The 18,964-nt window shown below is 62.0% G+C and carries 15 protein-coding genes; 4 read left to right on the top strand and 11 right to left on the bottom strand.

Annotated elements, in window-relative coordinates:
• The first annotated feature begins 49 nt into the window (after positions 1–49).
• Genes SAZ10_RS14165 through SAZ10_RS14155 form a run of 3 tightly spaced genes read left to right on the top strand, consistent with a single transcriptional unit; the run spans position 50 to position 3,989 of the window.
• On the top strand, positions 50–1,576 hold the full coding sequence (locus SAZ10_RS14165) for an FGGY-family carbohydrate kinase (RefSeq protein WP_318609886.1): 1,527 nt from the start codon (positions 50–52) through the stop codon (positions 1,574–1,576).
• Complete coding sequence (locus SAZ10_RS14160; protein ID WP_318609885.1) at positions 1,573–2,340, top strand: DeoR/GlpR family DNA-binding transcription regulator; 768 nt, start codon at positions 1,573–1,575, stop codon at positions 2,338–2,340. Before SAZ10_RS14165 ends, SAZ10_RS14160 begins: the two co-directional genes overlap by 4 nt.
• On the top strand, positions 2,337–3,989 hold the full coding sequence (locus SAZ10_RS14155; RefSeq protein WP_318609884.1) for a glycerol-3-phosphate dehydrogenase/oxidase: 1,653 nt from the start codon (positions 2,337–2,339) through the stop codon (positions 3,987–3,989). The genes SAZ10_RS14160 and SAZ10_RS14155 overlap by 4 nt, the downstream gene beginning before the upstream one ends.
• A gap of 83 nt (positions 3,990–4,072) precedes the next feature.
• Here SAZ10_RS14155 and SAZ10_RS14150 read toward each other — a convergent pair whose 3' ends face one another.
• The 11 genes from SAZ10_RS14150 to SAZ10_RS14100 form a co-directional block, all read right to left on the bottom strand.
• Positions 4,073–5,563, bottom strand: coding sequence for a DUF1254 domain-containing protein (locus tag SAZ10_RS14150; protein ID WP_318609883.1), 1,491 nt, complete (start codon positions 5,561–5,563; stop codon positions 4,073–4,075).
• Between the two features lie 127 nt (positions 5,564–5,690).
• On the bottom strand, positions 5,691–6,998 hold the full coding sequence (locus SAZ10_RS14145) for an alpha/beta hydrolase (RefSeq protein ID WP_318609882.1): 1,308 nt from the start codon (positions 6,996–6,998) through the stop codon (positions 5,691–5,693).
• A 122-nt stretch (positions 6,999–7,120) separates the two neighbouring features.
• On the bottom strand, positions 7,121–8,077 hold the full coding sequence (locus SAZ10_RS14140; RefSeq protein ID WP_318609881.1) for a DUF2950 domain-containing protein: 957 nt from the start codon (positions 8,075–8,077) through the stop codon (positions 7,121–7,123).
• 19 nt (positions 8,078–8,096) lie between these two features.
• Entirely contained in the window at positions 8,097–9,491 is a 1,395-nt protein-coding gene (locus tag SAZ10_RS14135; protein WP_318609880.1) for a DUF3300 domain-containing protein, read from the bottom strand.
• 60 nt (positions 9,492–9,551) lie between these two features.
• Positions 9,552–10,556 carry an HAD family hydrolase gene (locus SAZ10_RS14130; protein ID WP_318609879.1) on the bottom strand — a complete coding sequence of 335 codons (1,005 nt, stop codon included), beginning with the start codon at positions 10,554–10,556 and terminating at the stop codon, positions 9,552–9,554.
• A 231-nt stretch (positions 10,557–10,787) separates the two neighbouring features.
• Entirely contained in the window at positions 10,788–11,966 is a 1,179-nt protein-coding gene (locus SAZ10_RS14125; protein ID WP_318609878.1) for a hypothetical protein, read from the bottom strand.
• Between the two features lie 2 nt (positions 11,967–11,968).
• A complete protein-coding gene (locus SAZ10_RS14120; protein ID WP_318609877.1) occupies positions 11,969–12,784 on the bottom strand; it encodes a transporter in 816 nt (271 codons plus the stop codon).
• 37 nt (positions 12,785–12,821) lie between these two features.
• Positions 12,822–13,592, bottom strand: coding sequence for a hypothetical protein (locus tag SAZ10_RS14115; protein ID WP_318609876.1), 771 nt, complete (start codon positions 13,590–13,592; stop codon positions 12,822–12,824).
• A 133-nt stretch (positions 13,593–13,725) separates the two neighbouring features.
• Positions 13,726–15,603: an adenylate/guanylate cyclase domain-containing protein gene (locus SAZ10_RS14110; protein ID WP_318609875.1), complete on the bottom strand. Its 1,878-nt coding sequence runs from the start codon at positions 15,601–15,603 to the stop codon at positions 13,726–13,728.
• Positions 15,604–15,734: 131 nt separating this feature from the next.
• Positions 15,735–17,468 carry a hypothetical protein gene (locus SAZ10_RS14105; protein ID WP_318609874.1) on the bottom strand — a complete coding sequence of 578 codons (1,734 nt, stop codon included), beginning with the start codon at positions 17,466–17,468 and terminating at the stop codon, positions 15,735–15,737.
• Between the two features lie 155 nt (positions 17,469–17,623).
• Positions 17,624–17,881: a hypothetical protein gene (locus tag SAZ10_RS14100; protein WP_318609873.1), complete on the bottom strand. Its 258-nt coding sequence runs from the start codon at positions 17,879–17,881 to the stop codon at positions 17,624–17,626.
• A gap of 399 nt (positions 17,882–18,280) precedes the next feature.
• On the opposite strand from SAZ10_RS14100, the gene SAZ10_RS14095 reads away from it, so the two are divergent.
• Positions 18,281–18,694, top strand: a complete 414-nt coding sequence (locus SAZ10_RS14095) for a hypothetical protein (protein WP_318609872.1) — start codon at positions 18,281–18,283, stop codon at positions 18,692–18,694.
• Positions 18,695–18,964: the final 270 nt, after the last annotated feature.

Raw genomic sequence — 18,964 nt, 5'->3', positions numbered from 1 at the left:
TCATTCTATAAGACTCTGCACAATTGCAGGTTCTTAGGAGTGAGTACCGATGCCCTGTCTTCTGGGGATCGACAACGGCCTGACAGTCACCAAAGCGGTCGTCTTCGACGAGACCGGCACACCGCTCGCCGTCGCGCGGCGGCGGGTCCCGCAGATCATGCCGCGCCCCCGTCATGTCGAACGCGACATGACCGTCCTTTGGCGCGCCACCGCAGAGGCAATCGCCGAGGCGATCGCACACTCGCACCGTCCAGCTTCCGACATCGCTGCCCTTGCCGCGACCGCTCACGGAGATGGGCTGTATCTCCTGGACACGGATCGGCAACCGCTTGGCCACGGCATCTTGTCGCTCGACAGCCGGGCCGGGGGCACAGTGGCCGCTTGGGAAAGGGACGGCACCGCAGCCGCGGCGCTCTCCCGCACGGGCCAGATGCCCCATGCTTCGGCGCTATCGGCCCTGTTGGCGTGGATCCGCGACCATGAACCCGAACGCTTCGCCCGCATCGGTCACGTGCTTGCCTGCAAGGACTGGCTGCGCTTCTGCCTCACCGGGACCGTCGGGACCGACCTGACCGAGGCGAGCACCTCGTTCACGGACGTCCACTCGCAAGGATACGCTCCCGATATTCTTGCGATGTTCGGCCTGGAAGCGCTTCGCAGCGCCCTGCCCCGGGTCGCGCGGCCCGACGAAGTCGTGGGCAACGTAACCGAGGAAGCAGCCGCCCTGACCGGCCTAGTCGCGGGCACGCCGGTCGTTGCCGGCCTGCATGACGTCACAGCGTCTGCCCTCGGCATTGGTGGCTATGGCGAGGGCTTGATCGCGATCGTCGCCGGCACCTATTCGATCAATGAAACCGTCTCGACCGCTCCGAAGGTTGATGCCCGCTGGTTCTGCCGCAACGGGCTTCGGCCGGGCGAGTGGAACAACATGTCAATCTCCCCTGCTTCCGCGGCGAACTACGACTGGTTCCTGGATACGCTCTGCGCGTCCGAACGCCAGGCAGCCGAAGCAGAGGGGCGCTCGATCCATGCGGTGATCGGTCCCGAGATCGAGGCTGCTCTCGGGCGGCCAACCACGCTCCTCTTCCATCCCTACCTCTTCGGTTCCCCGCACGGGCCAGTGGCCAGCGCGGGGTTTCTTGGTCTGCGCGGCTGGCATGACCGGGGCGACATGCTGCGTGCAGTGATCGAGGGGATCGCCTTCAATCACCGCGTCCATGTCGACGCCCTGCGCGGGGGCTTCGCTCCGCACGAGGCGCGGCTGACCGGGGGGATCTCCCGCAACCCGGTCTTCGCTCAGCTCTTCGCGGATGCGCTCGGCCTGCCCGTCACTGTCACCGAGACCGAAGAAGCCGCCGCGTGGGGCGCCGCCCTCTGCGCGGGGGCGGGGGTGGGCCTCTTCGCCTCGCCGCGCCATGACCCGCGGGATCTCAAAGCGCTGGGCCGTATTTACAGCCCCGACCCCAGCCAAAGCGCCGCGCTTGACGAACGCTACCTGCTCCACTGTGAGGTCGCCCGAAGTCTCGCACCGCTTTGGCCGTCCATAGAGGCGTTGGCGCCGGAGGCCGGCATATGAGCGCAGACACCCGCCGCCAGGAGATCGCCGACTACGTCATCGAACGCGGCGAGGCACGGATCGACGAGCTAGTCGCCGCCTTCGGCGTCTCGCGCATGACGATCCATCGCCATGTCGAGGAGCTCGCCCGCCAAGGCATTATGCGTAAGTTGCACGGCGCGGTGAGCGCGCAACCTTCGGGCGTCTACGAAAGCCTCTTCCGCTTCCGCGCAACCCGCGCCGCGGCCGCCAAGAGCGTGCTCGCTCGCGCTGCATTGGCCGAGATAGAGCCCGGCCAGGCCATCGTGCTGGACGATTCCACCACAGCGAATGCGCTCGCGCCGCTGCTGCCTGGGATCAGGCCTCTGACCGTGGTTACCAACAGCCTCGCTCTTGCGCAGCAACTCACCGAGGCGGAGGAGCTGAAGCTCATCCTGCTCGGCGGCGAGTACCACCCGACCTACAACGCCTTTATCGGCCATATCTGCGAAAGCGCGCTCGAACGGATCAGGGTCAACCTCCTGATCTGCTCGGCGTCGGCCGTCAACGGCACGGCAGCGCTCATCCAGGACCCGCAGGTGGTGCGGGTGAAAAAGGCCATGCATGCTGCCGCCGCGCGCCGAATTTTGCTGATCGACTCCTCCAAGTTCGGAAAGGTCGCGCTTCACCTCTTCGCCGACCTGACCGAGTTCGACCTGGTCCTCGCTGACAGCGCCCTCCCCGAACAGAGCGCCCGCGCGCTGATCGCCGCCGGCGTCAACCTGAAGATCGTGCCTTCCGAATGACAGAGGATATCGACGTTCTCATCCTGGGCGCCGGGATCAACGGCGCCGGTCTCTTCCGCGACCTATGCGAGCAGGGTCTTCGCGTCGTCATCACCGACAAGGCCGATTTCGGCTCCGGCACCAGCGCGGCGCCTTCCCGGCTCATTCACGGCGGGATCAAATATCTGGAGACGGGTGAATTCCGCCTCGTCGCACAGTCGACGCTGGAGAGAAACCTACTTCTGCGCAACGCACCCCACTGCGTGACCCCGCTGCCCACGGTGATCCCCATCTTCTCGTGGTTGAAGGGCATTCCCGCAGCCCTGCGCACATTGGCGGGCAGCACCACCGCTCCGCGCAGCCGCGGCGCCGTGCTGATCAAGATCGGTCTTGCGCTCTACGACTTTTACGGTGCGCGCCATCGCGTCATGCCGCGTCATGCGCTCTGGTCGAGAAGCCATGCCCTAAGAAAGATTCCACCACTCAATGCGAACATCGTTGCCGCGGGCACCTATTACGACGCGAAGGTTACCCATCCGGAACGGCTGGTGCTGGAGCTGCTGCAGGACGGCGTCAAGGCGAGCCCCGCCTCAGAGGCCCTGAATTACGCTGATCTGCTCGGAACAGACGGCTCGTCGGTTCGGGTCCGCGCATCGGATGGCAGCGAGCGAGCTTTCCGCCCGCGTATCGTCGTCAATGCCGCAGGGCCGTGGATCGACCGGGTGAATGAAGCGCTTGGTGCGCCCTCGCATCTGATCGGCGGCACCAAAGGCTCGCATATCCTGGTCGACCATCCCGAGCTCATCCGCGCACTTGGTGGGCGAATGATCTATTTCGAGGCGGACGACGGGCGCATCTGCCTCGTGTTCGACTATCTCGGCCGCGCGCTGGTCGGTTCCACCGATATCCGCGCTACGGACCCTGACACTGTGCGATGCGAAGACAACGAGATCGACTATTTCCTGCAGAGCCTCAGGAGCCTCCTGCCGGGGTTATCTTTCGATCGCAGTCAGATCGTCTACGCCTATTCGGGCGTCCGGCCCCTGCCCGCTTCTGACGGAACCGCGCCGGGTCTGATCAGCCGCGACCACTCGGCCCCGGTCATGGAGCCCGAAGGCGCAAGAGCATGGCCGATCGTCTCGCTCGTCGGCGGCAAATGGACGACCTTCAGGGGTTTCGCCGAGGAAGTGTCGGATATGCTCCTCATACGACTTGGGCTATCGCGCCGGAAGAGCACGCGCGAGCTTCCGATCGGCGGAGGCCACGGATTTCCCGCCGACTCGGCCGCACATGCTGGCTGGATCGACGAGGCGGTGTGGGCAACCGGCGCCACACCGGCGCGCGCGGCCACGCTGCTCAGCAGGTACGGCACCACGGCCCGCGCCGTCCTCCTCCATGAGGCAACGCACCCTGCCCCGCCTCTCGCCGACGCGCCGGACTACACGCTTGCCGAACTCGACTGGATCGTCCGCAACGAAAGTGTTGTGCATCTCGACGATCTCGTGATGCGCCGAACGGCGCTTGCGATCACAGGCCGGCTCAGCCTGCGCGACCTGGAGAGCATTGCCGACATGGCCGCCGGCGCGCTCGGCTGGGAGGCCAAGCGGCGGGACGGAGAACTGGATGTGACGCAAGCCAAGCTCGCGGAGCACCGGCTGCGCCAGAACTGACGCGGTAGCGCGGTGTTGTATGGTGGCTTAAAGCGGCTGGGATCACTTCGAATGATCCCAACCGTTCCAGAACCTATTCCGCCTTACTGAGCCGTCAGAACCGAGACTGCGCTCGTTTTGACGACCGGCGGCGGGTTCCATTTTCCCGTCAGAGCCTCGGATTTTGGTGCATAGAGCCGCATCGTCAGCGTGAACGGTCCTTCGGGCGCCGGCAGCCAGTTCCATTCCTTGTCCTTGCCGGGGCTGCGATGCTGGAAATAGAGATCGAGAGAACCGTCTGCATTTTGCAGGAAGGGCATCCAGCTGCTCACGGCAAACCGGTTCATAGCATTCGCGACCTGGAAGCCCTGATCGTCATATAGCGTAATAGACCAGAAGGCATTTGCCGGAGGTAGCTCGTTCTTGTTGAAGTGGATGGTATAGGCAAACTTGCCGTCCAGTGGCTGACCGGTTTCATCGCCGATATTGAACGGGTAGATGGCGTCTTCAGGCAGATTGGCGCCAAGACCCAGTTGCGCAATAATGGCGCGCTTCAGATAGTAATTGCCGTAGACGCCCATCGTGTCGGTATTCATCGACCAGTTATTGGCGACCCGGGCGAGCGTCTTCACTTTCCAGCCCATGAGGGTCTGGGCATCCTGCGGCGCATTCTGCAGGCCTTTTTGCACTGCAGCATCCGCCTTGGCGAGGTCGAAACTCTTGCCCGGTTCGAACCCTATGCGCTTCAGCCGGGCGATGATGGGCTGATCGGTGGCGTGAGGCGGTTGCAGCTTCAGCAGCTCAGCCGCATAAGCGAAATATTTGTCGGCCGGAGCTGTGTCGACCTGGACCTTGGGCGGCGTCTTCATGTCGATCGACGGATCGATCTTCGTCTCACCCGGTTTCGGCTCCTTGCCCCATTTCGAAAGCGGCGTGACCTTGTAGCCATCCTGGATTTTGTGAACAGCGTCGTAGTCCGGAGGCCCGTCGGTCTTCGTACGGCCGATGACCCAGACATAGGGTGTCGGCGCGTCAATTCTCTGCGTCCCTTCCGGCAGCTTGAATTCGTCGAACTTGTCGCGAAGATCGGGACGCCAGCCGGGAGAAGCAATCAGAAAATTGGCGGCCGCAGTGCCGGTCGTGCGCCAGCCGGGCGAAGCAAATACGTCCGTCCACATGTCCAGCATGGGCAACAGATAGTAGCGCCCCTTGGTATCGGGGGCTGAAATGACAACCGGCTCCTTGGTCAGATCGAGCCAGGCGCTGGAATAGAGCGTGTCGAAGTTCGGACGAACGACGACCTTAATGTCAGCCGTCGGAAATTCGGGTATGTTGTTGAAATGATTAGGCGGACCGCCGATCGAGCCCGCCTTGGCCTCGACATTGGTCAATTGCTTTCGCGTGATGTCCATCGTGATCAGCGGATAAAAGTACAGGTAAGCCTCCACGCCGATGGCGTGTGCTTCCTCCTCGGTGATAGCATCAGCGGCGTTTGCCGCAACTGTCGGGATTGTGGCGAGGGCGAATGCCAAAAGGGTGCCACCCACCAATGCGCGGGGCAGGTTCGACTTTTCCGGTACGCTTTGCGCTCGCATCTGCGCCTCCGTTAACGACAGCTGACCCCGCCATTCAGGGAACCGGCCGAAGGAATGCCGGTCAGGCAATTGGGTACCTTCGCGTTTGCGGAGACAAGTAAGTTACTGTAGCGGATCCGACGGAGGTTTATTCGCTTTTGTCGTCAGTCGGCGTGAGCAGCTCGTCGGCTGCGCTGTGGCCCTTCTTGCCGGTATTGGCTCGGCTAGTTCCGACCTGCTCGGACAGGGTATCCGCCTGACGAGACAGGTTCTTGCGCGTTTTCGCGTCTACGACAGAGATCGGTGCGCTGACGGCAAGTCCTACTCCAGTGCCGACCGCCTTGGCAGTGCCTGCAGCGAGGATGGAGATGCTGTCGCCCAGGCCGACCTCGGAATCGGTGAGCGTCTGTCCAGTGGCGAGCCGCGTTCCGATGGCCTGCGCGATCTGCGGGCTCGAGGCGAACTTGTCGTGATTGAGGCTGTCGCCGGTCTTGAGCCTGGTCAGATCGACGACGGTTATGCCTGCCCTCTCAGCAGCACTTCGATAGGGCTCCTGGCTTGGGTCGATCTGACCGAGCCGGTTCACGTTGCCGGCCACGAGCCTGGAGACGGCAAGCGCCTTGTCGTCCTGCGAAACGAAAACCGTGAACTTGGGTCGCTTGTCGCCTAGATCGCGAAATTGTTTGGCGAAGACGTCGATATCGATGTCCGGAGAGGCGAGGATGACGTTCTTGATCTTTGGCGCGACACGCCCGTCCCGTATTGCCATCTGTCGCAGCGATTCCATGGCCAGCCATGTTCCCATCGAATGGGCAAGCACCGTGACCTCGTGAACCTGCGGGCTGTCCGCAAGAAGCTTCAGCACCGTCTCCAGCCCGTCGCGCGAATAGATCGTGCTTTCGCGATCGTAATTGTAGTCGAACACGCTTGCACCGGACGGCCAGGTGAACAAGATCGGCGCGGCATCGACCTTGGAATCGTGCACGATCTGGGCGAAGCGGAATACCGCATCCTCGTAGGTGTTGTTGAAGCCGTGGACGAAGACCAAGACGTCGCGGCTCTTGGGAAGGTTCTCGTGCAGCCAGGCAAATCCTGCCTGCCTGTTGGGTTCCAGACGGTTCACCTCGACGGTCGCGAAGTCCTTGGCGGGGTTGGGTGGAAGCCGCCGCGGCCAGGCCACCTCGCCTGCCTTGCGCTGGGAATCCGGGGGGATCGAGACCTTTATTTCGTCGAGCGAGAAATTCTTGTCGCGCTGGCCACTATAGAGCGTGGCGGGATCTCCGGAAGGCTTGCGAGTGGTGATGACCAGCAAGTCGGTTACGCTGGCTCCTGGCGCGGACTCGGCGACTGGGACCAGCACGCCGACCGTGCGGCCACAGCCTGCAAGCAGAAGCGCCGACAGCACAAGGGCGACAACAGCGTGGACCTTGCACGGAAGCACGGCGATAGCGCTCATGCGATCGCTTCAAGAATGACTTGCACCTGAGACCCCTCTCCTTTGGCCTAGTCAGTGCTGCCGCATCCGCACGATTGGCGGAAAGTAGATAAGCATGCCGGCGGTGCCTGCACCAGAGCTTTTCAGTCGCCGGTCACCTTCCAGCGGTCGTCCGGGTCAAACCGCTTGATGGCTGCTGCCTTCTTCTCCGTCCCAGGTCCAAGGTCCTTTTCGTAGACGATGCCCTGGTGGCTGATGATGAAGGTGTGAACACCCGTCTCCGCATATTTCACCGGCCAGGCAATCAGTGCGAAGCCGGCAATCATGTTGCCGTTGATCACATAGTCGTATGCGCCGCCGGCAACATTGGCACCCTGCCCCGTCAGCACACGGTAGCGGTAGCCGAAATAGCCCTCGCCCTTCTTCGCCTTGTTGAGCGCTGCCTGATCTGTGAACTCGCCGGCAGGGCTGGCTCCGTTGACGTTGTCGGTCGTCCAGTAGAGTCCGTCGGTCTTGCCCTCGCTGCTCACGAGCTTCTGCGCATATTCGAGCACGCCGTCACCGTCACGGTCCTGAGAGGCGTAGTCGCGCTGCGCATCGACATAGGCGCGCATCGCGGCAATCGTCTCGAGCTCGTTTTCGCCGACGCGCCGATTGATGATTTCCTGCAGGCCGGCATAGGTGTCGAAGGCCCATTTGCCGCTCTTGCCTTTCGCGATCGGGAATGGGAACGGCCATTGCTCGTCGCCGATCTCGATCAGCTGGCGGTCGTCGAGATCCTGCACGATCACCTTCACCGCGGCGTTGGCGCGGATCTTGTCGAAAGTGTCCATGACGCCCTCGCTGGTCTTGAGCTTCGCAGGATCGAGCCCGAGCAACTTCGCCAATGCGTCGAAGTCGTTGTTGGCAAGCGATGCCTTGAAGGCGTCGATTGCCGGCGCCGGATTATCGAACACGGGCGGCGAACTGGCCGAGACGTAGCCGGTAAGCCGCATCGCCTCATCAGCCGAAGCTCGTGTCGGGGAAAGCGTTCCGGCAGCCAGCAGCAAAACCGCTGTTGCGAGCAGGCGGGATAAATAGGTCCAAACTGAAGTCGTCATCGCCGTGTCCCTTTCCCCGTCAACGCCGGTGGAATCCACCGCCATGGAAACCGCCATCATGGAAACCACCACCGTGGAATCCCCCAGGTGGGCGCCTGATGGCCATGTTCGGCCGACCGCCGCCGTGAAAGCCACCCCCCATGCTGTAAGCACCGCGATGGGAAGCCAGCATCTCGCGCTTGCCCGGGCCGACATGTCCGAGACCAGAGAGATTCCTGGGCCGGTTGTCCGATTTGGCCGCAAGCCTCGGCTTGCCCGCCGGCCGGTTTATCCTGCCAGCGGCATTGCTGGCGTTCTGGCGATCGATCTTGGGCGTGATGCCGCCGGGCCTGTTGTTGCGCCCGATGCTGCCCGGCCCGCCTGCCCTGGACTTCAGGTCTGCGGCGATCCTGTCCTTGCGAATGTCGGCGGCCGGTCCGCTCCTATTCGGCAGCGCGTTCGGATGCTCTCGCCTGATCTCGGCCGCCCGATCGCGGAAACTGTTGCCTCCATTCGCTTTGACGCGGTCGCGGATTGCCGTCCGGTCGATCTTGGCAAGCTGGTCTCGATCGAAGTTGATCTTCGAACGGTCGACGTTCTTCCAGTCGATGTCGTTGAAGTTGATCTTGCCATTGATGTTGTTGAAGCACTTGTTGCAGTCGACATTGATGTCGTGTCCGTCCCAGTGGCCGCCCCAGATGCCCCAGCCGTCCCAATCCACCGCTGCCGCCCAGACGGCGCCGGTCACCGCGCCGGCGAAGAAGGTGGCGGCCGGATACCAATAGGCCGGGTACGGGTCGGGATAATAGGTTACCGGCGCAATCGCGTAGCCTGGCTCATAGAGCATCTCTGGCTGGTATTGCGGCACGTAGATCTTGTCGCTGGTGGCCGAATGGATGATGACGTTGTCGTTCTCCTGCGTGACCTTCACCTTGTCATCGCTCTTGATTGCGCCGGTCGCTACCGCCCTGTCGCGTAGCGTCTGGATGGCAATCATGACGTCCTTCTGCTGATAGGTCAGCGCGTCGCCAAGCTGCTGCGTCCAATCGAGATCTTCACTCATCATCTTGACGATCTCGGGATAGTTGAGCAGCGAGATCACGCTGCCGTCCCAGCTGTCCTTCGGCTTGAGGCTCTTGTCGTTGTCGTGCCTGTCGAGGAAGCGGCTGGCCTCGACGATCTGCAGCGGATAAAGCGACGCCTCCGAGATGACGCCAATCAACTCGTCGGGATAAAGCGCGATCCGCGCCACCAGCACCTCGAGTTCCTTGTCGCTCAACGGCGCTGGCGGCGCTTCTGCAACCGCATCCGAGGCGGCGGCACGTGCTGCGTCGGCTTGCTCCTGTGCAAGGGCGGAACCGGTCGAAGACGATGCCAGAACGAACCCAAACAACGCCGCCGCCATCAGAGGCGGAATGTGAATTCGGTGGCTCATCGTCTACCTCCTTGCGATCTTGCTTCCAGTTGGACGACGCCTTTCGTCGCGCCGCTCGGCTCACTGCGCCGAAGGGAAAACGACCTTCCAGTCGTTCTTCATACTGATGAGGGGCCAGCCCTTTGCGTTTGCCTCGTCCAGTCCCTTGTCGAGTTTTCCGATCTGCGACGCGCGGTCATAGGCATATTCGCGTTCCGCGTCGTCGTGATGCACATAGAGGACGAGGCGGGCACCGGGGCCGGCAGCCACATATTGCAGCATCTGCAGGTCGCCATCTGAATTGCCGAACGCGATAATCGGGCGGCGGCCAATATAAGTATGGATACCGGACGGCTTGCCCGGGCCATCGTCGACGAACTGCACCTTGGGGAGCTTGACCAATTCAGGCTTGCCGTCTTTGTCGATACGGAACTCCGTCACTCCGGAAGAGCCCACGACCTGTTCGGGCGGTATGCCGTAGACACGCTCGGTCCACGGCCGCATGAAGTCGATACCGCCACCGGACACAATGTACGTCTTGAATCCATTGGCGCGCAGATACTGCATGACCTCGAGCATCGGCTGGTAGACAAGCTCGGTGTACCGCCGGCGGAAGCGCGGATGGCGCGCCGTCTCCGTCCAGTCGCGGACGGTGCTCGCGAACTCGTCCGTTGTCATGCCGGAATGCGTGGCGGTTATGATTTCGAGGAGACCCTTTTCGCCGGCGGAGGCTGCGGTCTTCAGATCGCCCTCCAGCAGAGCCTGGTAGGGCTGGGTCGTTTTCCATTCGGGATGTTGCGGCGCCAGCGCCTTGATGCGGTCGAAGGCGAAGGCCAGCTGGAAGTAGAATGGCTGCTCGCACCATAGCGTCCCGTCATTGTCGAAAGCGGCGATGCGTTCGGGCACCGGCACGAAATCAGGCGAAGCTTGCGACGTGACGCGCTCGACGAAATGGACGATCGCCTGTTTCGTAGCACCATTGTTCCAGGAGGGGAGCGGATCAGTCTGTGCTTCCGCACCCGCTGCCATTAGCAGGAGCGCAAGGAGTGCGCCAAACGCACGACCTAAGGCAAAACTCGTGCGCATGATTTTTCCTTTGCCCAGAATGCCTTGCTCATTCCGTTCGAACATCGAATCATTGCCATTTCCCACCTGTGGTGCGGGCGCGCGGGCTACGCGCGGTGAGCCGCGCCGAGGCTCGCCGATCTCCTGACCGATGGCGGCAGTGTCGATTTTCTTTCGCGCAAAAGAAGTACGTTACAGTTACCGAGTTTATTGTTGCCAGCCGTATGAGCGCTGACACAAGTGCCTGCTTCGTCAGATAAGCAGCAGCTTCTTGCAGATCGCCAGCAGCTCTTTGTACGGCATCTGCGTCGCGCCGGCCGCCACCAACGGTAGCAGGGCGGCTGCACCGACCGGAACCAGCGCCGAGCGGTCGAGGAGCAGCGTCGACATTTTCCGTGTCGCGTCGAATTGCTTGGCAGGATCGGACGCCTCCTGCTGCTCTTCGATCTCGGCAGGATCGGCGGCGACAACATTCGCCCCGAGCAACTTGCGCTCGGCTAGGCGCTGAAACTGCGTTCCCCTGGCGCTGCTCAACATCAGCGTGTTTTGCTTGAGGCGCGCAAGCGGCCTGGTGAAGGCCAGCAGCGGATAGGCAAACAGCGCCAGCACCAGGATGAGCCATAACCCCATGACATAGCCGTAAGCGGTCACCGTGATGCTCTCCTGGACCAGCTGGTGAGCCAGTCCGGCCGCGACCACACAGCTGACGCCGAAGACGCCCATGGCGAAGGCGTTGGGATAGCGGCCGACGAAAGCCAGCCCGGCGTTGCCGTCGGGATGGGTCGTCACGAGTCGCAGTTCGAGCGCTGCGATCCGGCGAAGCAGCATAGACCAGACGAAGTGACGCCACAGACCGCGCAGCAACAGGAAAAAGAAGAACGGGTTGCTGAACAGCAGGCACCACCAGCCAGCCGCCGTGAGCGTGACACCATCGGACCCGACTGCCCAGGAATGGCCGCCGGACTGCGCCAAGTTGACCAGCGACAACAGCGAAAGCGCGATCGCGGCTACGATGCAGACGGCCTCGGCAACGCGTGAGTCCCGCTGCTTCAAAGCGCTCGTCACAGCTACGGCCGCAGGCTCGAATGAGGCCGGTCCTAGAAGCGGGGCCCGCGTGAACTGCTTCAGCGTCTCCCTCAGTTGCTCCTCAACCCGCCCCTCGGCAAGTGTGAATGCCGCAATCGCGATCGCGAACCTCGCCCACACCCCGATGTCGAGCAGGTACGGACGCTCTGCGAATTTTCCGAATGCCTGGCCGGCGATCAGGCTCAAGAGCAGCGGCACGCCCCATGCCAGCGCAACGAACAGCACGGCCCTGCGCCCGGCCTGGAGCGAGTGCTCCCGGAGCATCTTCAGGCGAAGCTGCAGTTCGTAAAAAGGACCGCCATGCGCGGAGAGGAATTCTCCAATCCTTCCGTTATCTGGCGGCATTGCTACTTCTCTGGAAACAGCAATGTCAGGGTCGTGCGAATGCCCCATTCCGGGGCGCCTTCGGGCGCCTCGGCATAGTACTTGCCGCCGACCTGAATGCTCATCGCCTGCTCGCCGATCTTGAAGACCTGCGAGACCCCTAAATTGATCGGCACAGTCCACTGATCGGCAACCCAGTCATAGGTCGACTCGGTATTGAGGTTGAGCGTCGTACCATGACCAAGCGCATAGGCGAGAAAGGGCTGCAGGAAGGTGGAGTTGATCTCGTCGCGGTCATTGTCACCCGCTACCGACCAGATGTGGTTGGCCAGCACACCCACCGTCCACGGGCCGGTCTGCTCGAGCACGACAGCCGTCGGTCCGATGCCGAATTTTCCCGCCCCGAGGAAGTCGTCGGTTGCCGTCGGAATGAGGAACGCCGGTCCGACGCCCCAGATGAGCCCGCCGGGCCCCGGCGCCTTCGGCGAGAAGAAGAGGCTTTGGGTGATATCGCCCAGGCCGAACGTGTTGCCGTCGGGCGGCGGCAGGTAATCGCGATACGCGACAGGGAGAATCGTGCGCGAGATCATGGTCCAGTCATCGCTGATCGAGATCGGGATGACTGGCTGGATGTTAAGCGTGTAGGCAAAGCCGTTGCCGTCGGCGCCGGCGCCCCACTCGAAATTGCTCTGGAAGGGCACGCTGATCAGGTTCGCGATCGGATTAGAAAGTTGCTTGGCCAGTTCATCGGCGTTGTCCTCAGCCGCTGCAGGCCAGGTCATTGCCAGTATAAAGGCGCCCAAACTGATCGACGAAAGGGACAGAAATCTCTGACCCATAAGCGCGGCCCTCCCTACTGCGGTCCCTAAGACACCCCTAGAACTTCATGATGGTGCCCAGGATGGGGCCATGCTGGACTACGTCGTAGATGAAGCCATCATTGTCATAGTCGACGCCAAGTGCCCGGTAACCGAGGGCGAAGGACAGCCAGTTGTTGTACTGGTAGCCAACACCTCCCATCAGATCCCAGCTCAGATCCGATCCAGCGCCGAAGCCGCCGATCATGGCCCAGCCGTTCACGAACCACTTGTCATTGATGTTGTAGCGGCCCTTCAAGCCGACCATCGGGTCCACCCAGGTGCTCCCGTCGCTGCCGCTGAATCCAGCCAGCGCCGGCCCGCTCTGCGTGACGCTGATGTCCAAGTCGGCGTTGACGTCCCAGATCCGCACACCGGCCATCAGGTCGAACGTGGCGGTTGGCTGGGAGTAGAGACGGTACTCGCCCATGACCGTTCCCGTGAAGACCGAACTCTCAACATCAGCGGAGAGTGTCGTCGGCACTCCGTTGACGTCTCCCGTAACCGACCCGTTGGCATCCGTCTTGGCATACATGATGTCGGCGAGCAGGCCCCAGGTGCCGTTCTCGAGTTCCATCACCGCCATGCCGCCGAACTCGAAATCTTTGATAATGTCCCCGAAACTCTCGTCGACGTGCGCGGGTGGACGCCCGAATATGCCGGTGTCGCCCCTGAGTCCCGCCATCCAGAAATAAGGGGCGACGGTGAAGGTCCATTCATGGCCAGGCGGAGGAGGCTGCTGTGGCTCCACGACGTCGGCCGCGTGGCCAGCCGCGGCAAAAGCGACCATACCCAACAATCCTGCGGGCAAGCTCAGCAAGCTTCTCATGAGCGAATCCCTTCCCACCTCAATGCCGCTCAATCCTCCTCGCACGCTTCCCAGCAGCAAGCTACGTTACTGTAACAAAATGCGGTGGAAGTCCTTACCACCCGAGGACATGTTGCGCGGATGCACCTGTCCCTGTTGTCACTTCTGACGCCGAAGTCGCCCCGATCAGCTCGAACACGTCAATCTGCTCGTGACGTCCTTTGGCCTGCGCCAGGCCGAGAGGACGGAAGCAGAATCCTCTGTCAGCGCGCTCGCGCACGGCCCTGCTGGCGAGGATCGAGGTGCCGAACTCCTTGTTGAGGCCTTCCAGGCGCGATGCTACGTTCACCGTGTCGCCCATTGCCGTATATTGCCGTCGCGACATTGCCCCGACGCTGCCGACCACGGCCACGCCCGTGTGCAGGCCGAAGCGGGTGATCAGTTGCGGGAGTCCCGCCATGCGGTTGCCTTCGTTGAGAGCGTCGATGCCGGCCTTCAGCGTGAGTGTGCAGCGGCACGCGTTATCGACGTGGTCGGGATCGGGATCCGGCGCATTCCACATGGCGTAGATGGAATCGCCGAGATACTGGACAATGACGCCGCCGTGCCGCTCGACGATCCCGTTCATCAGCTCGAAATAGGTCGATAGCAGCGCCACCACCTCCTCCGGCGTGCGGCTCTCGGAAATCGTGGTGAAGTCGCGTATGTCGGTAAAAAGTACGGTGATTTCCTGGCGGACGGCGCTTCCAGCAACCGCTTGGCCCGAAGCAACTATCCTCCGCACAAGCTCGCGCGGCATGTAGAGCGCGAAAGTTCCGATGGCGCGGCGTGCGGCGCTCAGCGCGCTGGCCAATGTGTTGATCTCGGCAACGTGCGAATGAAGCTTGCCTTGGTCACGCAAGTCGAGATTGCCGATCTGCTCGGCATCACTGGTGAGCACGGAAAGCGAGCGGCTCACCAGACGGGCAACCAGGACGGAGAGGATGATCCCGATCGCGAGCAGCGCACCCGCGATCGCCAGCGCCTTTCGCAACAGATCGATGCTGGGCTTGGTAAAATCGGAGACGGGCGCGGCAATCACCACAGTATTGCCCTTCAAGAGTTCGGAGTTCCCGGTGGTCGCCATCTCCGCAAGATATGGCTCGCCGCCAACCGTGAAATGCAGCGCTTCCCCGGCCCGGTACGACGGCGATTCCAGTATTTTTTGCACCGCATCCAGCACCGGGTCGTCGATCTTGACGTCGGTGCTGTCGCCCGGCTCGAGGCTCGCCAGCACGCGGGCCATCTTCGCAGCATCGGAATGGACGATGAGCCGCTTCCGATCGTCGAAGACATAACCCACGGAATGCGCCGAGACGGCTTCGCGCGAAAGCAGCCGGCTGATTGTTTCAAGGACAACGTCCGCTCCGACGACTATTTTCTGATCCCTTTCCATCGGCATTGCGATGGTGAGCCCCAGAACGCCTGTCGTCGCCATTACGTACGGCCCGACTGCGGCCGGCCCACCGCTTCTGGAGGCGGCCTTGTACCAGGGGCGCGTCCTCGGGTCGTAGCTGGCATCACCAAGCACCCTCTCGCTGATCAGCGTCTCGTTCGCATCGTAGAAGCGCCATTTCGATTGCCGGCTAGGCCCCACCCCCTCGATTGTGCGCGCTGCCAATACTGCGCCTTGTGGCGCCGACAAGGCTTTCTTCCAGGCCGGACTGTTGGAAATGTTCACCGCGTGCACGAAGGCGCCGCTCGGATACCCGACATACATGCCATCGATATCGGGCGAGGCGGAGAGTGCTGTGGACAGGAAGCCAACCTTGACCTCCATGTCGGCCGGCGGCTCGCGAAGGAATGCCTCATTGGCCGATGTCAAAGCTATGGCCGAGTAGCCAGTGCCGAAGGTCGAGCGGTAGCGTTCGATCGCATGGGCCGACAGAAGCCGCATCTGCTGGGCCGCGGCATCAAGCGCCGTTCGCGTGCCCTGCTGGTAGGTAAGCCACATCAGCGGCAGCGAAACACCTAGCAGAAGCAGGATGATGATGACGCTGAGATGCAGCCGAAGCGGCTGCGACCAGCCTTCGGGCGAAGATTTTACCTGAGAACCGTCACCCAGCCTCGTCTCCTTCCCACCGGTTACGCCACCTTCACGCCGGCCTTCTCAAGGCCAGCCTTTAGCAGCGTGATCAGGCTCGGGGCAAAGCTTCGGTGCGCGAGGTCAGCCCCGAAGGACGCCTCGAACTGTGGTCTCTCCCGCCGCAGATCGGCAATCGCCGCTTCAGCTTCGGCTTTCCGGCCGAGCTGACCCAATATGGCCACCTTCAGGACCTGCAGGCAATAGCAGTCAGACCGGTTGATCTGCCGGAGATGCTGCAACGCTTCCGCGTACTGCCCGCGGCGATAGGCGTCGAAACTCAGGATGCTTTCGACATCGTCGCGGGATTCGCCTTGCTGCAGACTGGCCCTGGCAAGCTGGGCCCCCTCACCCCAGTGGCCCGTCACAAACAGTATGTAGGCGAGCTTGGCGATTGTCCTTGGATTGTTCGGGTTCAGCTCCAGTGCACGCCGGCCTGCCTGGATGGCTGCATCGGAATTGCCTAGCCTGAACTGGGTCATCATTCGGGCAAGGAAGCCTCTGTCGGAATCGGGCGCCAGTTCAACCGCGCGGCCGGCGTGCTCGACCGCCTTGTCCATCAGTCCGGGCATCAGTCCTCCGGATCCGAGCATTGCCAAAACGCCCGCCAGCACGGCATGGGCATCGGCGTCGTTCTCGCGAAGCGCCAATGACCGCTCCAGGCAGGCGCGCACCTCGCCAAGCTCATCCGGTTCCCTCGAATCCATGGCCTCAACCGCCCGCACGACACAGCCGTTTCCGAGCGTTGGGCGGTCTACCTCGCGCGCGGTCTCCAGCCTGTTGATGACGCCGCGGGGGGATGCGAGTTGCGTTGCCAGGCGGCCGGCCAGCCACGCTGTCGGCTCCACGTTCACAGCATTCGGGGGCCTTATAATTCCCGCACGAACCGTCTCACCGTTCCCAGTATCGAGAAGATGCCACCACAGCACGGTTCCTTCGCGGTCCTCTCCGTATTTCAAGAGCAGGCGATAACGGCTCTGAATCGAGCGTGGTGTGCCAGACGTTGCGGCATCGCCGACGCTTGCGGTGATTGCGTCCGGTGCGCTCGTCGTGACCGTCTGGAAGTTGGACAGCGCCACCAGCAATTGATCGCGAAAGACGGCGGCCTCGCTGTTTGCGCGGCCGTCCAGGCGCAACTCGACAGTCAGGTTCGGCCGCTTCGAAAAGGCAGGCCGCTCCGCCCATCGAATGAAAACGATCCCCACGAAAAGGCCAGCCGAAGCCAAGCCGGCCACCGCGCCGATCACGACGGATTTCCACTGGGTGCGAGCGCTGGGTTGGAGAGGCGACGTCGGCGGCTGACTAGCTACGGCGGGAGCAGGCGCATCGTCCAGCGAAACTGGTTCCGGCTCGCAACCAGGCCGACTCCTTGTGAACACGGGAATGTAGCGGCCCTTCGGCAATTCAATCCGCACAGACAGTCCATTACCGTGCAATTCATAGTAGCGCGTGAGTGCGGCGCGCAGGCGCGTCGCCTCGATCCTGACAATTGGATCGGTCGACGGGTCGAAGCTCGGCGGCCGCCCGAACACGTCCACTGCGATCGTGTAGGCCTTGACCGCGTCACCGCGGCCTTGGAGCAGTTCGTCGGTGACAAAGCGCAGGAATTTCCGGTGCCGGACGGTACAGTGAAATTCCGGGTCGGAGAGTATTCTCTCCAATTCCTGCTTGGCGTCGTGGTCGGATACAGTATCATCTCCGACCGCGTACGTATGGCGGCCACTGCCTGAGCTCACGGCAAGCTCCCTCGTTCTTGCCTGCCCCCCGATCTTTTTTAGCAACGAATGTTAACACGATCAATTTCCGTTTTTCTAATCGCAAAAAATCCATCTTATCTTTGTTAACTGTTTGGATGGCGCAAAAATAGAAAGGCCGATGTTTGTAGAAGATTTTACCGGATACACATTTCAATGATTTCGGCTTCAATTTCCTCGCATAAGGTCTCGTATTCATTGATGGCGTTAGAATTCGCCGGTACATTTTCCTTCCGCAACCGCTCGAGGGTCGAGCTGGCCTCCTCGAACGCGCCGCAAAGGCCGAGCAGTTCCGGATTGGCCGCGCTAAGAAGCTGAAGCTTTCCACGCAAGGCGGGCATCCTCAGCATGAGCTTCATCAGGCCGCGCCGCTCGATGTCGGCTTCCGCCGTCATCTTTCCTTCACCTCGCTTCGAGCATTCCCTGCAGCTCACGTTTCGAAGGGGTATGACGAACCACTGATCCAGACGCTCGTAAGGGCATTGGGAGCTGCTCTTCCGAGTGCCCGTATACCTCCGCCTGCCTTGCCTGCGCAGTACTGCAGCGGCTACCAGCGACAGGCGCGCCACCCTGCTCGGCTGGCCAATCCTGCTATTCTCACATGATCTTCCGCAAAGGCTAGGACTTAACAGTAACGAACCGGCCTCCGGTCGTCGGCGAATGCGACTCCCCGGCGCCAGGTTACAGTAACGTACTTTTCCGGCGCCCTGGAACGGGCAAATATGCCTGCTCCGGACAGTCCAGGCAGACCGGTTGCGCGCTACCCCGTGAGCGTACGTTTGAGGGTCCGATCAATGGTTGGCAGGTTTTCTCGCTACTTGGCAGTCGGTGCGGTTCTCGGTGTCAGTGCAGGCACCGCAACCGCAGCCTCGATGGAAGCGATGCAGGGCGCCTGGGCGATGTCGGGCACGGACTGCAACGCTGTGTTCGAGAAGAAGGGCAGCGAAATCCACTTCAGAGATCCAGGTTCGAGCCTCGATACGGGTATCATTGTCTCAGGCAGCAAGGTCGTCGGCCCGAGTGCTACCTGCACCACTGCAAAAATCCGTGAGGAGGGTGACCATTTCAACGTGCTGCTCAGCTGTTCGGACGCAGTCCTGTCGAGCAGCGTCTCGATGTCCTTCCGGATGATCGACGCGACGCATTTCGACCGCTTTGACCCGAGCTTCCCCGACTTCTCGCTGAGCTATATCAAGTGCCCGTTCTGAGCTGGGCAACGCCAGCAAGGCTCCAGCCTTCGCATGGAGGCGTTGACGCTTGAAGCGTCGGATTGATGTGCGACACTCCAGTTTATGGAGTTCGCTTCGTCCGCTCAGGCAAGCTTCACCGGCTGCGAGGTAGGCGACAAGCGGTCCCCGCACTGCCAATGCCAAGCCCGGCCAGGCGACCGTATCATCGGTCGAATGCGAGATAGTTCAGCCACGCCCTCATCCGGATCAGAATTCTTCGGATTTCTGCAAAGCTTTCCCAGTGCTTGG

This window comes from Mesorhizobium sp. BAC0120 (assembly GCF_033542235.1).
In the GTDB taxonomy this organism is placed as follows: domain Bacteria; phylum Pseudomonadota; class Alphaproteobacteria; order Rhizobiales; family Rhizobiaceae; genus JAWRCU01.
This window is presented reverse-complemented; position numbering and strand designations above follow the sequence as displayed.

Excerpts from the sequence above, each read along its gene's own strand:
- SAZ10_RS14165 (WP_318609886.1), top strand. The coding sequence starts at position 50 with ATGCCCTGTCTTCTGGGGATCGACAACGGCCTGACAGTCACCAAAGCG.
- SAZ10_RS14160 (WP_318609885.1), top strand. The coding sequence starts at position 1,573 with ATGAGCGCAGACACCCGCCGCCAGGAGATCGCCGACTACGTCATCGAA.
- SAZ10_RS14155 (WP_318609884.1), top strand. The coding sequence starts at position 2,337 with ATGACAGAGGATATCGACGTTCTCATCCTGGGCGCCGGGATCAACGGC.
- SAZ10_RS14150 (WP_318609883.1), bottom strand. The coding sequence starts at position 5,563 with ATGCGAGCGCAAAGCGTACCGGAAAAGTCGAACCTGCCCCGCGCATTG.
- SAZ10_RS14145 (WP_318609882.1), bottom strand. The coding sequence starts at position 6,998 with ATGAGCGCTATCGCCGTGCTTCCGTGCAAGGTCCACGCTGTTGTCGCC.
- SAZ10_RS14140 (WP_318609881.1), bottom strand. The coding sequence starts at position 8,077 with ATGACGACTTCAGTTTGGACCTATTTATCCCGCCTGCTCGCAACAGCG.
- SAZ10_RS14135 (WP_318609880.1), bottom strand. The coding sequence starts at position 9,491 with ATGAGCCACCGAATTCACATTCCGCCTCTGATGGCGGCGGCGTTGTTT.
- SAZ10_RS14130 (WP_318609879.1), bottom strand. The coding sequence starts at position 10,556 with ATGCGCACGAGTTTTGCCTTAGGTCGTGCGTTTGGCGCACTCCTTGCG.
- SAZ10_RS14125 (WP_318609878.1), bottom strand. The coding sequence starts at position 11,966 with ATGCCGCCAGATAACGGAAGGATTGGAGAATTCCTCTCCGCGCATGGC.
- SAZ10_RS14120 (WP_318609877.1), bottom strand. The coding sequence starts at position 12,784 with ATGGGTCAGAGATTTCTGTCCCTTTCGTCGATCAGTTTGGGCGCCTTT.
- SAZ10_RS14115 (WP_318609876.1), bottom strand. The coding sequence starts at position 13,592 with ATGGTCGCTTTTGCCGCGGCTGGCCACGCGGCCGACGTCGTGGAGCCA.
- SAZ10_RS14110 (WP_318609875.1), bottom strand. The coding sequence starts at position 15,603 with ATGTGGCTTACCTACCAGCAGGGCACGCGAACGGCGCTTGATGCCGCG.
- SAZ10_RS14100 (WP_318609873.1), bottom strand. The coding sequence starts at position 17,881 with ATGACGGCGGAAGCCGACATCGAGCGGCGCGGCCTGATGAAGCTCATG.
- SAZ10_RS14095 (WP_318609872.1), top strand. The coding sequence starts at position 18,281 with ATGGTTGGCAGGTTTTCTCGCTACTTGGCAGTCGGTGCGGTTCTCGGT.